Consider the following 16537-nt stretch of genomic DNA (forward strand, 5'->3'; position numbering starts at 1 on the left):
TGCACGCGCCGTCTCTCAGGCGGAGGCGCGCAGCCGATCAGGGTCCGCGCCATTCGTCTTGGGCGGTAGCTCATTGGCGTGCAGATCCCCGCGGAACAATGCCGCTCCGTACACCGTGAATAGCGTCTTGAACACGTTGTGCGAGTTGCGTATTTCGACCTGAATGGCTTCGATGACCGAGTCCCCCGGCTGAAGCGCGACCGCACGGTTGGCCCACTCGATGGCTGCGAAGCGGCTTTGTTTGCGCGTGCCTTGCCCGTGCATCCAGGCCAGGCCAAGTTCGGCGCTGGCGCGCGCGGCGATGCCGCAATCCGGGAAGTCGACCAGATCGAGCAAGTAAGCCACCGCCTCCTCACGCTCGCGCGAATCACCGAACTTGCGCTGCAGAATGGCCACCTGCAGGCGCGCCTGGGCATCGAACGCTTCATTCCCCAGGCAGTCGAGCAGTAAACGCCTGACCGCCAACATCGCACTGCGCTCACTCAGATCTTGGTCATCGCGCATGCGTTGGCAGGCCAGGTCGTACTTGGCCATCTGGCTGCCTGACTCGACGGCACGCAATAACCAATGCGCCGCGGCCCCGGCATCCAGGTACTGGGCCGGCGTACCCTCCAGCCGACCGCTGTGCAGGGCGTAAAGGGTGGCGGCAGCATCCGGCAGCTTCCTCTCGGCACACTGCTCATAGAGAAAGACAGCCGCTTCGTGCTGCCTGGCAGCCCACAAAAGGCGCGGGACTTCGAGTACGTCAAAACCCATGCCCTCTCGCCCGCACTGGCGTTTCACCGCAGCGTGCAACCAAATGCGCGCCTGCGCGGTGCAGTGGACGAACCCCCACAGCCCGAACTGGTGCCCCACGGCCCGTAATGCACAGGCCGCCGCTTGCCTGCGGTTTTCGCACAGCCGCTCAATGGCGATGCGGAACGCTTGCGTATCATCCTGCACGTCGTGAAACAGCACGAGGCAGACAAAACTGCGAAATGGCTCACCGATGGCCGGAACGAAACCTTGATCAGGATACAGGCCGACACTGCTTACAAAGTCACGCATTGCCCCGGTGTGATCATCCAGCGAGTTGCTACGAAACGCCGCACGATAGGCCAGCATCGTGGCATGTTCCCTGGGCCGGAGCGCACGCGTTGCCCAGACATCAAAGAGGCGCTGCCAGGCGGCTGTCTGCCGCGACTGATCGGCCTCAGGCAGCCAGAGCTGATCTTCGAGTGCCCGCCAGCGAATCGCATTACGCAGCGTCTCGCTCCAGCCCTGACATAAGGGCCCGCCAGCAAGCGCCTCGATGGCGTCATAACTTCCCCCCCAGCGAGGTGTCCGGTAGCTGGCGTAGGCTTCAACCGCCTCGAAGCAACCGGGAAACCAGGCCAAGGCATGACGCAGCCAGTAATCTTCGGCACGCTCTTGGGTGGCACGCGAACTCAGGCATGCTGGCAACACTTGTGGTAACTCGACCAACGGCGCCAGGCCATACCTGACCAGCAAAGGTGCTGCGGCCTCCTGCACTTCGACATCGGCATGGGTACTGGGTCGAGACCGCGCCACTTGGCCATTGAACAATTCCACCAGCCAACCCGGTTCACGGAAATGCCCGCTGATCTGCAGCAAGCCGATCGCCGCCGCCACAGGTTGTGCGCACTGCTGCATGGCCCGTAAAAAGTGCGCCGCCGCCTTCTCGCACGCCTGTTCGGCGGCCAACCAGCGTTCTGCGCAAACCTCATTGGCCGCCTGCGTTCCGCGGATGTGGCATGCACGGTTGAAACAGTGAAACCCCATGGCCACCTGCGGATGGTAAGCCTTTGGGCAGGCGTCGATCCAAGTCCTGAGCCGCTGCGTCAGCACCTTGCTGCTGTCGACATCCCAATCGACCAGCATATGCCCCTGAACGGCTTCCAGATAAGCCGGGCACTCCCCAGGCGGCGCTTGCTGCCACTGCGCCTGGAGGGCATCGAAAAAACGGTTGAGTTCAGCGAAGTCATTGGCCTGCAGCCGTTCATGGATCTGCTGGCGGGTGCGAGTGAGCGTTTGCACGGGCTGTACCTTAAGTCCATTTGAAGAAGCCGCGCTGCCATCCCATGGCAACGGCAGTAACGCTTGAACACTAAGCCATAGCTTTGCATCGCGCAAAGATATTGGATCCATTATTTGCCAGATTATAGGCGCAAGCAGGGGAAATCCCTGACCTGAAAAACAATGACGCACTCTTCTTGCGGCTGCGGTCGCCCCATTCGCTAAGCTTGCCCAAGCCGCAGGAAGCGGCCCACATCAGCGACAACGGAGCGTCCATGTCCCTTGCCCTCGTCCATAGCCGCGCCCAGGTTGGCGTGCAGGCGCCTGCCGTCAGCGTCGAAACCCACCTGACCAACGGCCTGCCGCACCTCACCCTGGTCGGCCTGCCAGAAACCACCGTCAAAGAAAGCAAGGACAGGGTGCGCAGTGCCATCGTCAACTCCGCGCTGAATTATCCACAAAGGCGCATCACCCAGAACCTGGCACCCGCTGATCTACCCAAGGATGGCGGACGTTACGACCTGGCCATCGCCCTGGGTATCCTTGCCGCCGACGGCCAGGTGCCGGTGGCGGGCCTGGTCGACATCGAATGCCTGGGCGAACTGGCGCTTTCCGGCGCGCTGCGCCCGGTGCAGGGCGTGCTGCCTGCCGCATTGGCAGCTCGGGAGGCGGGTCGGGCGCTAGTAGTGCCAAGGGAAAACGCCGAGGAAGCGAGCCTGGCGGGCGGGCTGGTGGTGTATGCGGTGGGCCATTTGCTTGAGCTGGTTGCACACCTCAATGGCCAGGTACCTTTGCCGCCTTTTGCCGCCAATGGATTGATCCTGCAAAGTCTGCCCTACCCTGACTTGAGTGAAGTGCAGGGGCAGATCGCCGCCAAGCGCGCGTTATTGCTGGCCGCAGCCGGAGCGCACAACCTGCTGTTCACCGGGCCACCGGGCACCGGCAAGACCCTGCTCGCCAGTCGCCTGCCCGGCCTGTTGCCGCCGCTGGATGAACAGGAAGCACTGGAGGTGGCGGCGATTCAATCAGTCAGCGGTCACACCCCGCTGAGCAGTTGGCCGCAACGGCCCTTTCGCCATCCTCACCACTCGGCCTCCGGCCCAGCCCTGGTCGGTGGCAGCAGCCGGCCGCAGCCCGGTGAAATTACCTTGGCGCACCATGGAGTCTTATTCCTGGATGAGTTGCCCGAGTTCGAGCGTCGCGTGCTGGAAGTGCTGCGCGAGCCGCTGGAGTCCGGCGAGATCGTGATCGCGCGGGCACGCGACAAAGTGCGCTTTCCGGCGCGTTTCCAGCTGGTGGCGGCCATGAACCCGTGCCCGTGCGGCTACCTCGGCGACCCCACCGGCCGCTGTCGCTGCAGCACCGAGCAAATTGCGCGCTACCGCAACAAGCTGTCCGGCCCCCTGCTCGACCGCATCGACCTGCACCTGACCGTGGCGCGTGAAACCACCACCCTCAGCCACCAGCCCAGCGGCGAAACCAGTGCCGCTGTGGCGGCGCTGGTCGCTGAGGCGCGCGAGGTTCAGCAACGTCGCCAAGGTTGTGCCAATGCGTTCCTCGACCTTGAAGGCCTGCGCCGACATTGCCCGCTTGAAGCGGTCGATCAGGCCTGGCTGGAAAGCGCCTGCGAGCGGCTGACGCTGTCCCTGCGCGCTGCCCACAGGCTGTTGAAAGTAGCGCGCACCCTGGCAGACCTGGAAGGCGTCCGGTCGATTGGCCGGGCGCATCTGGCCGAAGCGCTGCAGTACCGGCCGGGCAGTCCTTGACGTCTGCGACACGCTTCGCAACACCGGCACAGTGATGTACGCATTCGATGAGAGCCATAGCAGCAATATATTTTGCGCGCTAAATAATTGAGCGCAGTATTACCTCCAGACAGCAAGCAATCGTCGACACCCCTCACTGAATCTGGAGAACGACCATGACACTTCGCAACGTTTTCGCCCTCACCCTCGCACTCGGCACCAGCGCAGGCGCATTTGCCCAGTCCACCGAAGCAACCCCCTCCTACCGCTACGGCATGGATCTGGATATCGCCGAAGTGATCAGGCTGGAGCCCTCAGCCACTACTCAGGGCCACAGCAGTACCGCCACGATGACTTACCGTGACACCAGTGGCCAAGTTCGCAGCGTTCGGTACTACCTGCCTGACACCACGCAAGCCAATCAGAATTGATACTTACGCAAAATCGAAAAAGGCCGCGACAGCGGCCTTTTACATTGAATCTTGAAACACCTTGAAATACCTTCATAGAAAATGTAGTTGTACGACATCCTATCTACTGTGTTCGACTGCGCACGTTTCAACAAGAACAATAATCGGAGACATCCCATGTCGAGCATTCATTCGGCCGAGGGGAGTGCTGCCGCACACTCTCAAAGCCGCGTCACACGGCTGATCAAGCTGCTGGGGCCAGGCATCATCGCGGTACTGTCCTGGCTTGGCGCAGGTGATCTGATAACTTCGTCCGTAGCAGGCGCCAACTATGGCTACGCCATGATGTGGGTACTGGCCGTTTCGCTGCTGCTCAGGTACCTGATCGTCAACATCATCGCCCGCTTCCAGCTCTGCAATAACCAGGGCATGACCATTCTCCAAGGCTACGCTCAACTGCACCCCGTGTTCGCCTGGTTCATGCTGGCCTATGCGCTGCTGATGGGCCATCTGATGAACGCCTACATGATCAAAGGCGCAGGCGAAGCGCTGGCGATGCTGCTGCGCATCGATTACCCCTTGCTGTGCTCCATGGCCGTGGTGCTGGCGGTATGGATGCTGGTCGGGCGCAACATCTACGCGATGATCGAAGGCGTGATGAAAGTCTTGCTGGCCGTGATGACCCTGGCTTTCCTGGCCCTGGCAGTGATGTCAGGCCCGGATGTGGCAGGCATCGTCAAAGGCACCATCGGCTTCAGCATCCCGGCCGACGAAGGCGTGCACGGTGCCCTGCTGGTGGCGGTGTCGGTAATTGGCGCAGTGGCAGGCTCGGTGGCCAACTTCGTTCACCCCTATGTGATGCGCCAGAAAGGCTGGGTCGGCCCGCAGCACAAACGTATCCAGCGCAACGACCTGCTGTTCGCGGTGTTCGTCGGTATCGTCATCAACCTGGCGATCTGGATCGTTGGCGCGGAGATTCTGCGCCCCAACGGCATCGAAGTGAAGACCCTCGGCGACCTGGGCAAAGCACTGGAAATGTTCTTCGGCCCAATCGGCTGGTACATCTTCTTCATCGGTGTGTTCGCCACGTTGTTCGCCAGCATTTCCGGCAAGACCACGGCCTTCCCGATGCTCATCACCGATGCTTTCCAGCATGTACAACCGCAGCGGCGTGAACGTTACGGTAAGGAATTCCACAAAGACCCGATGCACAAGTGGTTCATGCTGTTCATTCTGGTCACACCACTGATCTGGTCCATCCCGGGCATGCCCGATTTCGTGACGCTGACCATTGGCGTCAGCGCGCTGAACATCATCGGCTTGCCAGTGATTTCCCTGGGCCTGCTGATCATGTCCAACCAGAAGTCGTTGCTGAGCAAGGAATACCGCAACAACCTGTTCGAGAACATTGCACTGGCGTTTGCAACAGGGCTGGCCTTGTGGGTGGCATTCCAGTTAGGTGTGGATCTGTTCGCCTGACGCCAGTGCCTCTTCCACCACCTTGAGCAGCGCCTCTTCACTGAACGGCTTGCCCAGGCAAGCCACCGCCCCCTGACGCAGCGATGCCGCCACCGCCAGGTCATCCCAATGCGCGGACATGCAGATCACCGGCAACCGCCAGCCCAGACGTGCCAGCTCACGCTGCACGTCCAGGCCGGTCAGCCCAGGCATCTTCAAGTCCAGCAGCACGCACCCCGCCGTCGGCGCCTGGTCCGACGCCAACAGTTCTTCACCCGAGGCGAACAGCAACGTGACAAACCCTGCCGAACGCAACAGGTTGGCCAGGCTTTTGCGCACCGAAGCATCGTCGTCGACGATGCACACCCCTCTGCTCATGCGGCGCCCTGGCCCTCGGCGCGTGCCTCGATAAGGTTGTGCATGGCGACCAGGTCGACCAGCGAGCGGGACTGCATCTTGTTCATGATGTTCTTCTTGTGAACCTTGGTCGTCACCTCACTGGTACCGATGTGCCTGGCAATCTCTTTATGTGACAGGCCATCGACCACCAGGGCGAACACTTGGCGCTCACGCTGGGTAAGACGCTGGTACTTTTCCTTCACCTGCCGCACGTGCTGCCATTTGCGGCCTTGAACGAGGGCACGGGCGCGCACCGCATCGAGCACCGCCAGCAGCTGGGCTTCGTCGAAAGGCTTGGTCAGAAACTCCACCGCGCCGGCGCGCATGGCCTGCACGGTCAGGGGGATGGTGCCGAAGCCAGTCATGAAGATGATCGGCCAGGGCAAGTCGAGCCGGCGCAGTGCCTCCTGCACCTCAAGGCCACTGGCTTCGGGCAGGTTCATGTCCAGCAGCAGACAGGCATAGGGGGTGTCGAGCTGGTCGTCGAACAGTGCCTCGGCCGAGGCATACAGCCGATGGGCGATATCCTGCGAGCGAAACAAGCGCCCCAATGCCTTGCGCACCGAGGGGTCGTCATCGACGACCAGCACCGGCACGCGCGTGTAATCGCCAACCGGTTCGCTGGCCTCGGCAACATCGCACAGCACTGATTTAGCCAAGGCCATGCACGGCACGTCGAGGGTAATTTCGGCGGCCAACCGGTAGCCCCGGCGTGGCACCGTCTGGATCAAGCCGGGGTTGCCGAACGCCTTGCGCAATAGCGAGACCTGCACCTGCAGGTTGTTGTCTTCGACCACCGTGCCCGCCCACACCTGGCTGAACAGCTCGTCCTTGGCAACTACCCGGCCTCTGGCCTCGATCAACATCGCCAGCACTTCAAACGCACGGCCGCCCAACGGGATCGGCGCGCCGTCGAGAAACGCTTCTCGCCGCTCCAGCGACACCTGGGCATTGCCTAATCGGATCATCGACTTCTCTCGCAGGCGCGGGCGGTTGCGCGGCCTCGTGCAATCTAGGCCAGCGTCCGCATTCAGACAATTATCCCGAGGGATAGGTTGGCCCTCAGGATACAAACTGCCGGGGGACCATTCCGGTCAAGATGGTGCCCGTTCCTGCCAAGCCGCCCGCACCCGGCAAGCTGAGCGGTTGCGCTGGGTATACTCGCGCTTCGGGATGTCGCTGGCAGGGGGTGCTTGATGCTTGATGAACGCCTTGCGCAAAGGCCTGTCGATTACGACCAGTCGATCGACGAAACCTGGTTGAACCGGTGCGACATCACGCAGCAGGGCCAGGAGGGCGACCTCACTTACTTCCGCCTGCGCGACCCCGTCACCCGCCAAGCCTGGCTGGCTATACGCGCACCGGTCGAAGCCCCGGGCGCATGCCAACGCCTCGAACGCGACTATCGCTTACAGTTGGACCCACAATGGGCCGTCACCCCCTCGGCCTTTTTGCGCTCCGCCGAGGGCCCGCTGCTGGTGTATCCAGCCGACCGCTCCATCGCCGACCTCATTGCCCAGGGCCCTGCGCCGCTTGAGGACTTTTTCGAGGTGGCCGTGAACGCCGCCAGCGCATTGGCGCAGGCCCACGCAAGTAACGTGCTGCATGGCGCATTGCAGCCAGAACACGTGTGCATTCAGCGCCCCCAACGCGTCCGGCTGAGCGGCTTTCGCGCCGACAGTGCGCAGCTTGTCAGCGGGCAGGATGCACCGGTCGGCAACTGGTCATACCTGGCGCCCGAGCAGGTCTGCCCCCACGGCAGCAGCACTGATCAACGCAGCGATATTTACGCCCTCGGTGCGATTCTCTACCAAGTGTTGCTGGGCGAGTTGCCACTGAGCGGGCGCGACAAGCCGCACTGGCGCCAGCTGCATGCAGGCGTGCAACCCCGGGCTGCCGGCGAAGTCGACAGCAAAGTGCCGCTTGCGCTCAGCCGCATCCTCGCCAAGGCGTTGGCCAAAGGCCCTGACGCCCGCTACCAGAGCGCCCATGCCTTGGCCATCGACCTCGCTTATTGCCAACGGCAGTGGGCTATGAACAACACGCTCGAAGACTTTGACCCGGGCGCCGCCGACACCATCGCACCCAGCGTAAAACGCCTGTATGGCCGCAGCGCCGAACTGAATGCCATCGCCCTGTTGCTGAAATCGCTGCGCAGCAGCAGCACAGCGCAGGCACTGTTCATCCAGGGCGCCGCAGGCATGGGCAAGTCCAGCCTGGTCGATACCGCGCTGAAGACAGGCGCCAACGGTTACTGGGCGACCGGCAAGTGCAACAGCCCCGAACACGCAGTGCCCTATGGGCCCTGGATCGAAATCCTCCAATCGCTGACCACCCAGCTGCTGGCGAAGAACAGCCAGGACCTGGATGCACTGCGCCACGAGATCCTGTGCCGGATCAAGGGCCGTGGCCGACTGCTGGGCAAGCTGGCCCCGGAGCTCCAACTGATCATCGGCCCATTGCCCGATCTGCCGGAGAAACCGACTCGGCTGGCGCTGCAGAGAGAGCTACTGGCCATCGTCGAATTCCTCCACGTGTTCAGCCGCCCTGGACAACCGCTGACGCTGTTCCTCGACGACATGCAATGGGCCGACGATGCCACGCGGCACCTGCTGGCGGAGCTGTACGCCAAGCCTGTGGGTAACCTGTTGCTGATCGTCGCCCAGCGCAACGATGCACCTGCAAGCGTCCCGGCGGGCATCCGCAGCACCACCATGAGCCTACGCCCGCTGGCTGTCGGCGCCGTGATGGAACTGATCGGCGAGCGCTACCATGTGTCGCCCGCAGTGGCTTTGCAGGTCGCCGAACTGGTGCACGCCAAGACCGCCGGCAACCCGTTTTTCATCAATGAGATTCTCAGCGCGCTGGTCGAAGACCGTCTGTTCACCTTCGACACCCAGGCCATGTGCTGGACCTGGTCGCTGGAAGCCGTGGCGCGGCACCGTTATGCCGACAACGTTGCCGACCTGATGGTCCAGCGCCTGGCGCGCCTGCCGGCGGCCCAGCGCGACGTGCTGCGCATCGCCAGCGCTGTCGGCAACCGTTGCGACGAGCGTTTGCTGCACAAGCTGCTGGCCCACCCCGCCGAGCCACTCAAGTCCCTGATTGCCGCAGGTTTCCTGTTACCTGGCGCAAAGAGCCTGGGCTTCGCCCATGACCGCGTACAGGAAGCCGCCTACGCCCTCACGCCAGAACGCGAGCGGGCAGTGCTGCATGCGCGCATCGCCCAGGCCATGCAGCACACCTGGCAAAACGAACCTCGCGATGGGGTTTTCGCTATCGCCAACCAGCTGCAACGCGCCAGTCCACGGGCCTTTGCAGCCGATGACTGCGAGGCGTTCCTGCCCTTGCTGCGCGAAGCCGCACGGCGAGCTCGCGACAATGGTGCCGTCGACCAGGCCGCCATCTACCTCAACACCGCCGACCACCTGTTGCGCCTGGCAGCAGCACCCGACACCGACGTCACACACGCCTTCGCCGTCGCCTGCATGGCAGCCGAATGCGACATGCAGCTGACTCGCATGCCGCAGGCTCAAGCGCGCATCCTCGAATGCCGGCAACGGGCGCGCACGGTTCTGGACCAAGCAAGAGTCTGCAGGTTGCAGGCCCGCTTGCAGACCCTGCACGGCGATTACCAGGCAGCCATCAGTACGGCGATGGAGGGTCTCGAACTGCTGGGCATCACCCTCGCCCGCGGCACCGATCAGGCTCAGGTGGAGGCCAGCCATGCTCGCGTGCAGGCCCTGATCGAGCAGAAAGGACGGCACTGCCTGGAGTCACTGCCGCGCACCGATTCGCAAGAGGTGGAGATTGCCATCAGCTTGTTGGCGACCCTCTCATCCTCCTTTTTCGTGCAGGACGACATCTGCTTCCTGCACCTGGCCAAGCTGATGGAGCTGTCCCTGATTCACGGCGTCGCGCCAGGCAGCACCTACGGCCTGGCCTGGTACGGGGTGATGATCGCCGAGCGTTTCGGTGCCTACCATGACGGGCATGCCTACAGCCTGGCCGCACTCAAGCTGATTGAACGGCACGGTTTCGAGTCCGACCTGACCTGCGCCCTGCTCGCCCTCGACCAGGTCAGCGCCTGGACCGCGCCCATGGAGTTCGCCCGCCGCACGGCATTGGAGGCAGCCGATTCGGGCCGTTTGAGCGGCGATCTGGCCATGAGCTGCTACGCCTGCAACCACCTGGTATCGGACTCGTTATTCATGGGCCGCTACTTGCCGGAAGTGGCCAAAGAAGTGGAACAAGGCCTGATCACCGTGCGTCGTTTTGGCTACAGCGATGTCGAGCAGATTCTGCAGGCCCAGCAGGCGTTCGTCGCCCACCTGGCTGGCAGCCCCATTTCAGCATCGAGCGTCGCGGCGACTTCGTGCACGACGCTGTTCTTCAAACACCTGTTCAGCGGCATGGCGGCCTTCTACCTGGGCAACGTCGAACTGGCCTTGCGCAGCCTCGCGTGTGCCGGCGAACACGCCTGGGCAGCGCCCGCACACATCAACCTGGCCGACTACCATCTGTTTCACGGTCTGACCCTGGGCAGCCCGCAAGCTGCCGGCAGCCTCGCCAGCAAACGCGCCACGCTGCAGGGCATACATCAACGCTTCGCCGCCTGGACCAACTTCAACCCGTTGACCTTCCGCAACAAGCTGCTGCTGATCGAAGGGGTCATCGCCAAGCTCGACGGTGACGGCCTGGCCGCCATTCGCTGCTTCGACCAGGCGCAGATCGCTGCCACGGCAGCCGGCTTCATTCACGAACAGGCCCTCGCCCACGAACAACTGGCCGAAGTGTGCATCCCCAGCGGGCTGATTTCCGGCGCCAACCTGCACTTGCGTATCGCCCGCGACTGTTTTCATATCTGGGGCGCGACCGGCAAGGTGCGCCAGCTGGAGACCCTGCACCCGTTCCTGCGCACGCAGCCGGTGCAGGAAACCTGCCGCACCTCCAGCCAGGCGCGGCTGGACCTGGAAGCCGGTATCGAAGCGGCGCGGGCCTTGTCCGAAGAGGTACTGCTCGAAGGGCTGATCGAAACCTTGATGGGTCACCTGACCCAGCACTCCGGCGCCGACCACGGCGCCCTGCTGATCGTCAGCGGTGCCGAGTTCCAGATGGCGGCCCTGGCCTACATCGACGACGCCGGCCTGCACGTGCACATGGACAACTGCCAGAAATTCCTCACCCAGGCCCCGCTGTCGGTCGTCAATGCCACCCTGCGCACCAAGAAACCGCTGGTGCTCAACGACGCCATCAGCGATTGCCCGGAAGCCTTCCGCCAGGAGCTGCACGCGCGCAAGGCACGCTCGGTGCTGTGCCTGCCGCTGGTGATCCAGGGTGTGCTGATCGGGCTGGTCTACCTGGAAAACCGCCTGGTGCCGAACCTCTTCGGCAGTCAGCGCCTGGCCATGCTGGAGATACTGGCCTCGCAGGCGGCGGTGTCGCTGCAGACGGCCAAGTTCTATACGCGGCTGGCCGAAGATACCCAGGCCCGCGTGCAGATGGAGGCCGAATTGCGCCATGCGCGCGCGGAGCTGGCCCGCAGTGCGCACCTGCAGGTGATGAACGAACTGTCAGCGTCGATCGCCCACGAAATCAGCCAGCCGCTGCTGGGCATCGCCTCCAATGCCTCGGCCAGCCTGCGCTGGCTGAAGCGTGAACAACCCGACCTGGACGAGGCCATCGCCGGCCTGGAGGACATCCGTAACGACAGCGAACGTGCCGCCAACATCGTGCGGGCGCTGCGTTCGCTGGCCAAGCAAGCGCCGATGCAGCTCAAGGCGGTGAAACTCGATGAGCTGATCCTTCAGGTCGTGCGGCTGACTTCGGCGGATGCCGGCAAATGCGCGGTGAACGTGCAGACCCGGTTGCAGGCGGACGTGAGCGTGATGGCCGATTCGGTGCAGTTGCAGCAGTTGGTGTTCAACCTGATCACCAATGCGCTGGAAGCGTTAGCGGGGTATCGCAGTGATGGTCTGCTGCGGATTTCGTCAGAGGTGCTGGGGGACAGGGTGGAGATTTGCGTGGATGACAACGGGCCGGGGATCGCACCGGAGGAACGCGATCGGGTATTCGGGGCTTTCTACACCACCAAGAGCAGTGGTTTGGGCATGGGGCTGGCGATCTGCAGTTCGGTGGTGCAGGCCCATGGTGGGCAGTTGCAGGCGCAGGTTTCGGAGCTCGGCGGGTGCAGAATCAGGTTCAGTTTGCCTATGTGTAATTCATAATCTTCGCCATCCCTGCGAAAGGGACGGCGAAAACTTCAGATCAACGCGCGCTCAACGCCGCGTAGCTGTTCATCAGGTTGCGGTAGTTGGGAATGCGCTGCGACAGCAGATTACCCAGCCCTTCGATATCGTTGCGCCAGTCGCGGTGCAGCTCGCAGGCCACCGAGAACCAGTTCATCATCTGCGCGCCCGCCTGGGTCATGCGCACCCATGCCGCTTGCTGCACGGTTTCGTTGAAGGTGCCCGAGGCATCGGTCACCACGAACACTTCAAAGCCCTCGGCCAGCGCCGACAGGGTCGGGAACGCCACGCACACGTCGGTGACCACACCGGCGATGATCAGTTGCTTGCGGCCGGTGGCCTTGATCGCCTTGACGAAGTCCTCGTTGTCCCAGGCGTTGATCTGGCCAGGGCGGGCAATATACGGCGCGTCCGGGAACATCTCTTTGAGTTCCGGCACCAGCGGGCCATTGGGGCCTTGCTCGAAGCTGGTGGTGAGGATGGTCGGCAGCCCAAAGAACTTGGCCAGGTCACCCAGGGCCAACACGTTGTTCTTGAACTCGTTGGGCGAGAAGTCCTGCACCAGCGAGATCAGGCCAGTCTGGTGGTCGACCAGCAGGACCACGGCGTCGTCTTTGTTCAGGCGCTTGTAATCGGGTTGGCTCATGGGGGTGACTCCTTGGGTTGGGGAAGCAGGTCCGGCACTGTCCCAAAGGGCTTATACCGAGGGATTAGGCCGGCTTAAGAATGTGCGTCCAAACGCGTCGCCTGGCGCCAGGCCTTGGGCGGCTGGCCGACCAGGCGGCTGAACGCACGAGTGAAATGGGCCTGGTCGCAAAAGCCGCATTCAAGGCTGACGTGGGTGATCGGCGCTTCGGTGGCCAGCAGGCGCTTGGCCTTTTCCATGCGCGCCAGCAGGCGCCAGGCCTGGGGCGACAGGCCGGTGTTGACCTTGAAGGCACGGGAAAAATGGCTGCGGGTGAGGTTGCATACGCCTGCGATCTCGATGATCGACAGCGCGCTGTGCAACATCAGTTCCTTGGCCTGGCGCAGGCGCGCGGGGGTCAGCGCGCCGCAGGCATGGGGGTTGTCTTGGGGCGTCCCAGGGTACATGGCGACTCTCCTGTTCAATGCAGAAAGTCTCGCCCTTGGCGCATGACAAAGTCCTGAGCCAAACCTGAATAGTTCTTAATTGTGCGCGGCTAGCCCCTCAGCTACGGCGATACCTTAAGATGCACGTCGTATTCAGCTTCAGGCGAAAGAGCCATGCAGGAAAATCACGCTCATCGCACCGTGGCCATGGTGCTGTTCAACGATGTGCTGCTGCTGGATGTCACCGGCCCCATGGATGCCTTCGCCATCGCCAACCGGTTTTTGCCCGCAGAGCGGCATTACCGACTGGTCACTGTGGCGGACAGCCAGGCGGCCATTCGCAGCTCATGCGGGTTGAGGGTCATGGCCGACCTCCCCCTGGAAGACCTGCCGACCGGTGTCGACCTGCTGATGGTGCCTGGCGGGCCGGGGGCCTACGACGTCGCCCTGCCCGCGCTGGAGCGTTGGTTGCCGAAGGCCGTGCGCAGTGCCAAGCGCTTCGGTGCCATCTGCACCGGGGTGTTTCTGCTGGGGCGGGCCGGGCTGCTCGGCGGTTACCGCTGCACCACCCACTGGAATTATGTCGAGCGCCTGGCCCGGGCGTTCCCGGAAGCGAGAGTCGAGACCGAACAGATCTACGTGGTCGACCGCGACCTGGTCACCTCCGGCGGCATCACGGCCGGCATCGACCTGGCGCTAGCCATCGTCGCCGAAGATCATGGCAAGGCGCTGGCCCTGGAAGTGGCCAAGGTGTTGCTGGTGGCCCGCCATCGCCAGGGTGGGCAAACGCCCTACGGGCCGCTGCTGGCAGCGGTACCCCGCGATGGGTCGGCCATTGCGCGGGTACAAGCGTACATCGTCGACCACATCGACCAGGCGTTCAACGTGCAGACCATGGCCGATCTGGTGGCGATGAGTGCACGCAATTTCGCCCGCACCTTCCAGCGCGAAATCGGCATCACGCCGTTGCAGTACCTGCAGAACGCCCGCATCGACCAGGCGCGCAAACTGCTCGAAGGCAGCGACCTGCCGTTGAAAGTGGTGGCAGCGCAGTGCGGGTTTGGCAGTGATCGGCATATGCGGAAGGTGTTCTGCGAGCGGATCGGGATGACACCGGCGCAGTACCGGGCGCAGTTTGGCGAAGGCTGACTGTCAGCTTCAACAGGACAATGTTTCTTCTGCCGAGCAGATTGTCTGAGCCACCCGCAATCCCCAGAATTGTCCGCCAAACTGTTCAAATGCTGCCCCGGCAGCTCATGGAGTACGAGCCAATGCCACACGAAGGCAGCCTTCTACAAACCGCGGTGATTTTCCTGTTCGCCGCTGTCCTCGCCGTCCCCTTGGCCAAACGCCTGCAGCTCGGGGCCGTGATCGGCTACCTGCTGGCCGGCGTGGCCATCGGCCCGCAGGCACTGGGCCTGATTCGCGACACTGAAAGCGTTGCGCACATTTCCGAACTGGGCGTGGTCCTGCTGCTGTTCATCATCGGCCTGGAACTGTCGCCCAAACGCCTGTGGCTGATGCGCAAGTCGGTGTTCGGCGTGGGGACCGCCCAGGTGCTGCTGACTGGCGCAGTCATCGGTGCTATCGCCCTGTTCGGCTTCGGCCAGTCGCTGGCGGCAGCCATCGTGGTCGGCCTGGGCCTCGCGCTGTCGTCCACCGCCCTGGGCCTGCAGAGCCTGGCCGAGAGCAAGCAACTCAATGCCCCGCATGGTCGCCTGGCGTTCGCCATTCTGCTGTTCCAGGACATCGCCGCGATCCCGCTGATCGCCCTGGTTCCGCTGCTGGCCGCCAGCGGCCCGGACACCAGTCAGAGTGACAGCCTGGAGCATGGCCTGAAGGTGTTCGCCAGCATTGCCGTGGTGATCGTCGGCGGCCGCTACCTGCTGCGCCCAGTGTTCCGCATCGTCGCCCGCACCGGCTTGCCGGAAGTGTCCACCGCCACCGCGCTGCTGGTGGTGATCGGCACTGCCTGGCTGATGGAAGAAGCTGGCGTTTCCATGGCGTTGGGGGCCTTTCTGGCCGGCTTGCTGTTGGCCGATTCGGAATATCGACACGAGCTGGAGTCGCAGATCGAACCCTTCAAAGGCCTGCTGCTGGGGCTGTTCTTCATGAGCGTCGGCATGGGCGCCAACCTCAGCCTGCTGCTGGAAATGCCGTGGGTGCTGCTGGGCCTGACCCTGCTGCTGGTGGGAGTGAAGCTGGTGCTGCTGATCGGCGTCGGCCGCCTGGCCGGTGGCCTGAACAGCGCCAGCGCCCTGCGCCTGGGCATGGTGCTCGCTGCCGGTGGCGAATTTGCCTTCGTGGTGTTCAAGCTGGGCAAGGACCAGGGGCTGTTCGACACCCAGACCTACGACCTGCTGCTGATGACCATCACCCTGTCGATGGCCATCACCCCAGTGCTGATGCTCGGCTGCGCCCGCGCCCTCAAGCGCCCGCAACCGACGCGCGAAGTGCCCGAGCAATACAAGAGCATCGATGCCGGCACTCCGCGTGTGGTGATCGTGGGTATGGGACGCATGGGCCAGATCGTTTCGCGCATCCTGCGTGCGCAGAAGATCCCCTTCGTCGCCCTGGAAACCTCGGTGGACGCCATCGAGATGACCCGCATGTTCGAACAGGCCCCAGTGTTCTACGGCGACCCACTGCGCCCCGAGGTGCTGCATGCGGCCAAGGTTGGCGAGGCGGAATATTTCGTCATCACCACTGACGACCCGGAGGTCACCACGCGCACGGCAGAGCGGGTCAAGCGCCTGTATCCACACCTGAAAGTGCTGGCCCGTGCGCGTAATCGGCAGCATGTGCACAAGCTGGTGGACGTGGGCGCGGAGCCGATTCGCGAGACGTTCTATTCGAGCCTGGAGATGAGCCGGCGGGCGTTGGTTGGGCTGGGGTTGAGCGGTGAACAGGCGGCCGACCGCATCGCGCGGTTTACCCAGCATGATGAGGAAGTACTGGAGGCGCAGGGGCAGGTGCGTGATGACCGGGCCAAGGTGATGCAGACGGCGAAGGAAGCGCGGGTGGAGTTGGAGCGGTTGTTTGATTCGGATGCGGATTAACGCTCGGGGCGCTCGCCGTTATTGATTTGTTGTTCATGAGATCGAGCGCCGCCCGCGCGGCCCTCGACTTCAATAGCGATAAACACCTCCAGACATGCACTCGGCGCCCCAAATATTCTGAATGCTCAGAA

Annotated in this window: 11 protein-coding genes; 6 read left to right on the forward strand and 5 right to left on the reverse strand. The window is 63.2% G+C overall.

Going from position 1 to position 16537, the window contains the following annotated elements; translation table 11 throughout:
• Positions 1–15: 15 nt before the first annotated feature.
• Positions 16–2037, reverse strand: a complete 2022-nt coding sequence (locus tag ACIQUF_RS13105; RefSeq protein ID WP_403131936.1) for a DUF4034 domain-containing protein — start codon at positions 2035–2037, stop codon at positions 16–18.
• Positions 2038–2291: 254 nt separating this feature from the next.
• Here ACIQUF_RS13105 and ACIQUF_RS13110 point away from each other — a divergent pair, with 254 nt between their 5' ends.
• From ACIQUF_RS13110 to ACIQUF_RS13120, 3 genes are all read left to right on the forward strand, one after another.
• Complete coding sequence (locus tag ACIQUF_RS13110) at positions 2292–3782, forward strand: YifB family Mg chelatase-like AAA ATPase (RefSeq protein ID WP_403131938.1); 1491 nt, start codon at positions 2292–2294, stop codon at positions 3780–3782.
• A 155-nt stretch (positions 3783–3937) separates the two neighbouring features.
• Positions 3938–4192 carry a DUF2790 domain-containing protein gene (locus ACIQUF_RS13115; RefSeq protein WP_403131941.1) on the forward strand — a complete coding sequence of 85 codons (255 nt, stop codon included), beginning with the start codon at positions 3938–3940 and terminating at the stop codon, positions 4190–4192.
• Positions 4193–4348: 156 nt separating this feature from the next.
• Positions 4349–5650 (forward strand): Nramp family divalent metal transporter, encoded by a 1302-nt coding sequence (locus ACIQUF_RS13120; RefSeq protein ID WP_403131944.1) that lies wholly within the window; start codon positions 4349–4351, stop codon positions 5648–5650.
• On the opposite strand, the gene ACIQUF_RS13125 is transcribed toward ACIQUF_RS13120, so the two are convergent.
• Complete coding sequence (locus ACIQUF_RS13125; protein WP_403131946.1) at positions 5627–6007, reverse strand: response regulator transcription factor; 381 nt, start codon at positions 6005–6007, stop codon at positions 5627–5629. The two genes, ACIQUF_RS13120 and ACIQUF_RS13125, sit on opposite strands and share 24 nt — an antisense overlap.
• A complete protein-coding gene (locus tag ACIQUF_RS13130; RefSeq protein ID WP_403131947.1) occupies positions 6004–6996 on the reverse strand; it encodes a response regulator in 993 nt (330 codons plus the stop codon). Before ACIQUF_RS13130 ends, ACIQUF_RS13125 begins: the two co-directional genes overlap by 4 nt.
• Positions 6997–7224: 228 nt before the next feature.
• On the opposite strand from ACIQUF_RS13130, the gene ACIQUF_RS13135 reads away from it, so the two are divergent.
• Positions 7225–12255 (forward strand): AAA family ATPase, encoded by a 5031-nt coding sequence (locus ACIQUF_RS13135; RefSeq protein WP_403131949.1) that lies wholly within the window; start codon positions 7225–7227, stop codon positions 12253–12255.
• Positions 12256–12295: 40 nt separating this feature from the next.
• Here ACIQUF_RS13135 and ycaC read toward each other — a convergent pair whose 3' ends face one another.
• Positions 12296–12922: an isochorismate family cysteine hydrolase YcaC gene (gene ycaC, locus ACIQUF_RS13140; RefSeq protein ID WP_004375560.1), complete on the reverse strand. Its 627-nt coding sequence runs from the start codon at positions 12920–12922 to the stop codon at positions 12296–12298.
• A 74-nt stretch (positions 12923–12996) separates the two neighbouring features.
• On the reverse strand, positions 12997–13368 hold the full coding sequence (locus tag ACIQUF_RS13145) for a helix-turn-helix domain-containing protein (RefSeq protein ID WP_403131952.1): 372 nt from the start codon (positions 13366–13368) through the stop codon (positions 12997–12999).
• A gap of 153 nt (positions 13369–13521) precedes the next feature.
• Here ACIQUF_RS13145 and ACIQUF_RS13150 point away from each other — a divergent pair, with 153 nt between their 5' ends.
• Together ACIQUF_RS13150 and ACIQUF_RS13155 are read left to right on the forward strand one after the other, a co-directional pair.
• Entirely contained in the window at positions 13522–14496 is a 975-nt protein-coding gene (locus ACIQUF_RS13150; RefSeq protein ID WP_403131955.1) for a GlxA family transcriptional regulator, read from the forward strand.
• A gap of 122 nt (positions 14497–14618) precedes the next feature.
• The gene (locus ACIQUF_RS13155) at positions 14619–16406 is read left to right on the forward strand and encodes a monovalent cation:proton antiporter-2 (CPA2) family protein (protein WP_403131956.1); all 1788 of its coding nucleotides are present in this window, start codon (positions 14619–14621) and stop codon (positions 16404–16406) included.
• Positions 16407–16537: the final 131 nt, after the last annotated feature.

The organism is Pseudomonas sp. NPDC090233, assembly GCF_044772285.1.
Lineage (GTDB): Bacteria > Pseudomonadota > Gammaproteobacteria > Pseudomonadales > Pseudomonadaceae > Aquipseudomonas.

Excerpts from the sequence above, each read along its gene's own strand:
- ACIQUF_RS13135 (WP_403131949.1), top strand. The coding sequence starts at position 7,225 with ATGCTTGATGAACGCCTTGCGCAAAGGCCTGTCGATTACGACCAGTCG.
- ACIQUF_RS13145 (WP_403131952.1), bottom strand. The coding sequence starts at position 13,368 with ATGTACCCTGGGACGCCCCAAGACAACCCCCATGCCTGCGGCGCGCTG.
- ACIQUF_RS13110 (WP_403131938.1), top strand. The coding sequence starts at position 2,292 with ATGTCCCTTGCCCTCGTCCATAGCCGCGCCCAGGTTGGCGTGCAGGCG.
- ACIQUF_RS13120 (WP_403131944.1), top strand. The coding sequence starts at position 4,349 with ATGTCGAGCATTCATTCGGCCGAGGGGAGTGCTGCCGCACACTCTCAA.
- ACIQUF_RS13150 (WP_403131955.1), top strand. The coding sequence starts at position 13,522 with ATGCAGGAAAATCACGCTCATCGCACCGTGGCCATGGTGCTGTTCAAC.
- ACIQUF_RS13115 (WP_403131941.1), top strand. The coding sequence starts at position 3,938 with ATGACACTTCGCAACGTTTTCGCCCTCACCCTCGCACTCGGCACCAGC.
- ACIQUF_RS13155 (WP_403131956.1), top strand. The coding sequence starts at position 14,619 with ATGCCACACGAAGGCAGCCTTCTACAAACCGCGGTGATTTTCCTGTTC.
- ACIQUF_RS13130 (WP_403131947.1), bottom strand. The coding sequence starts at position 6,996 with ATGATCCGATTAGGCAATGCCCAGGTGTCGCTGGAGCGGCGAGAAGCG.
- ycaC (WP_004375560.1), bottom strand. The coding sequence starts at position 12,922 with ATGAGCCAACCCGATTACAAGCGCCTGAACAAAGACGACGCCGTGGTC.
- ACIQUF_RS13125 (WP_403131946.1), bottom strand. The coding sequence starts at position 6,007 with ATGAGCAGAGGGGTGTGCATCGTCGACGACGATGCTTCGGTGCGCAAA.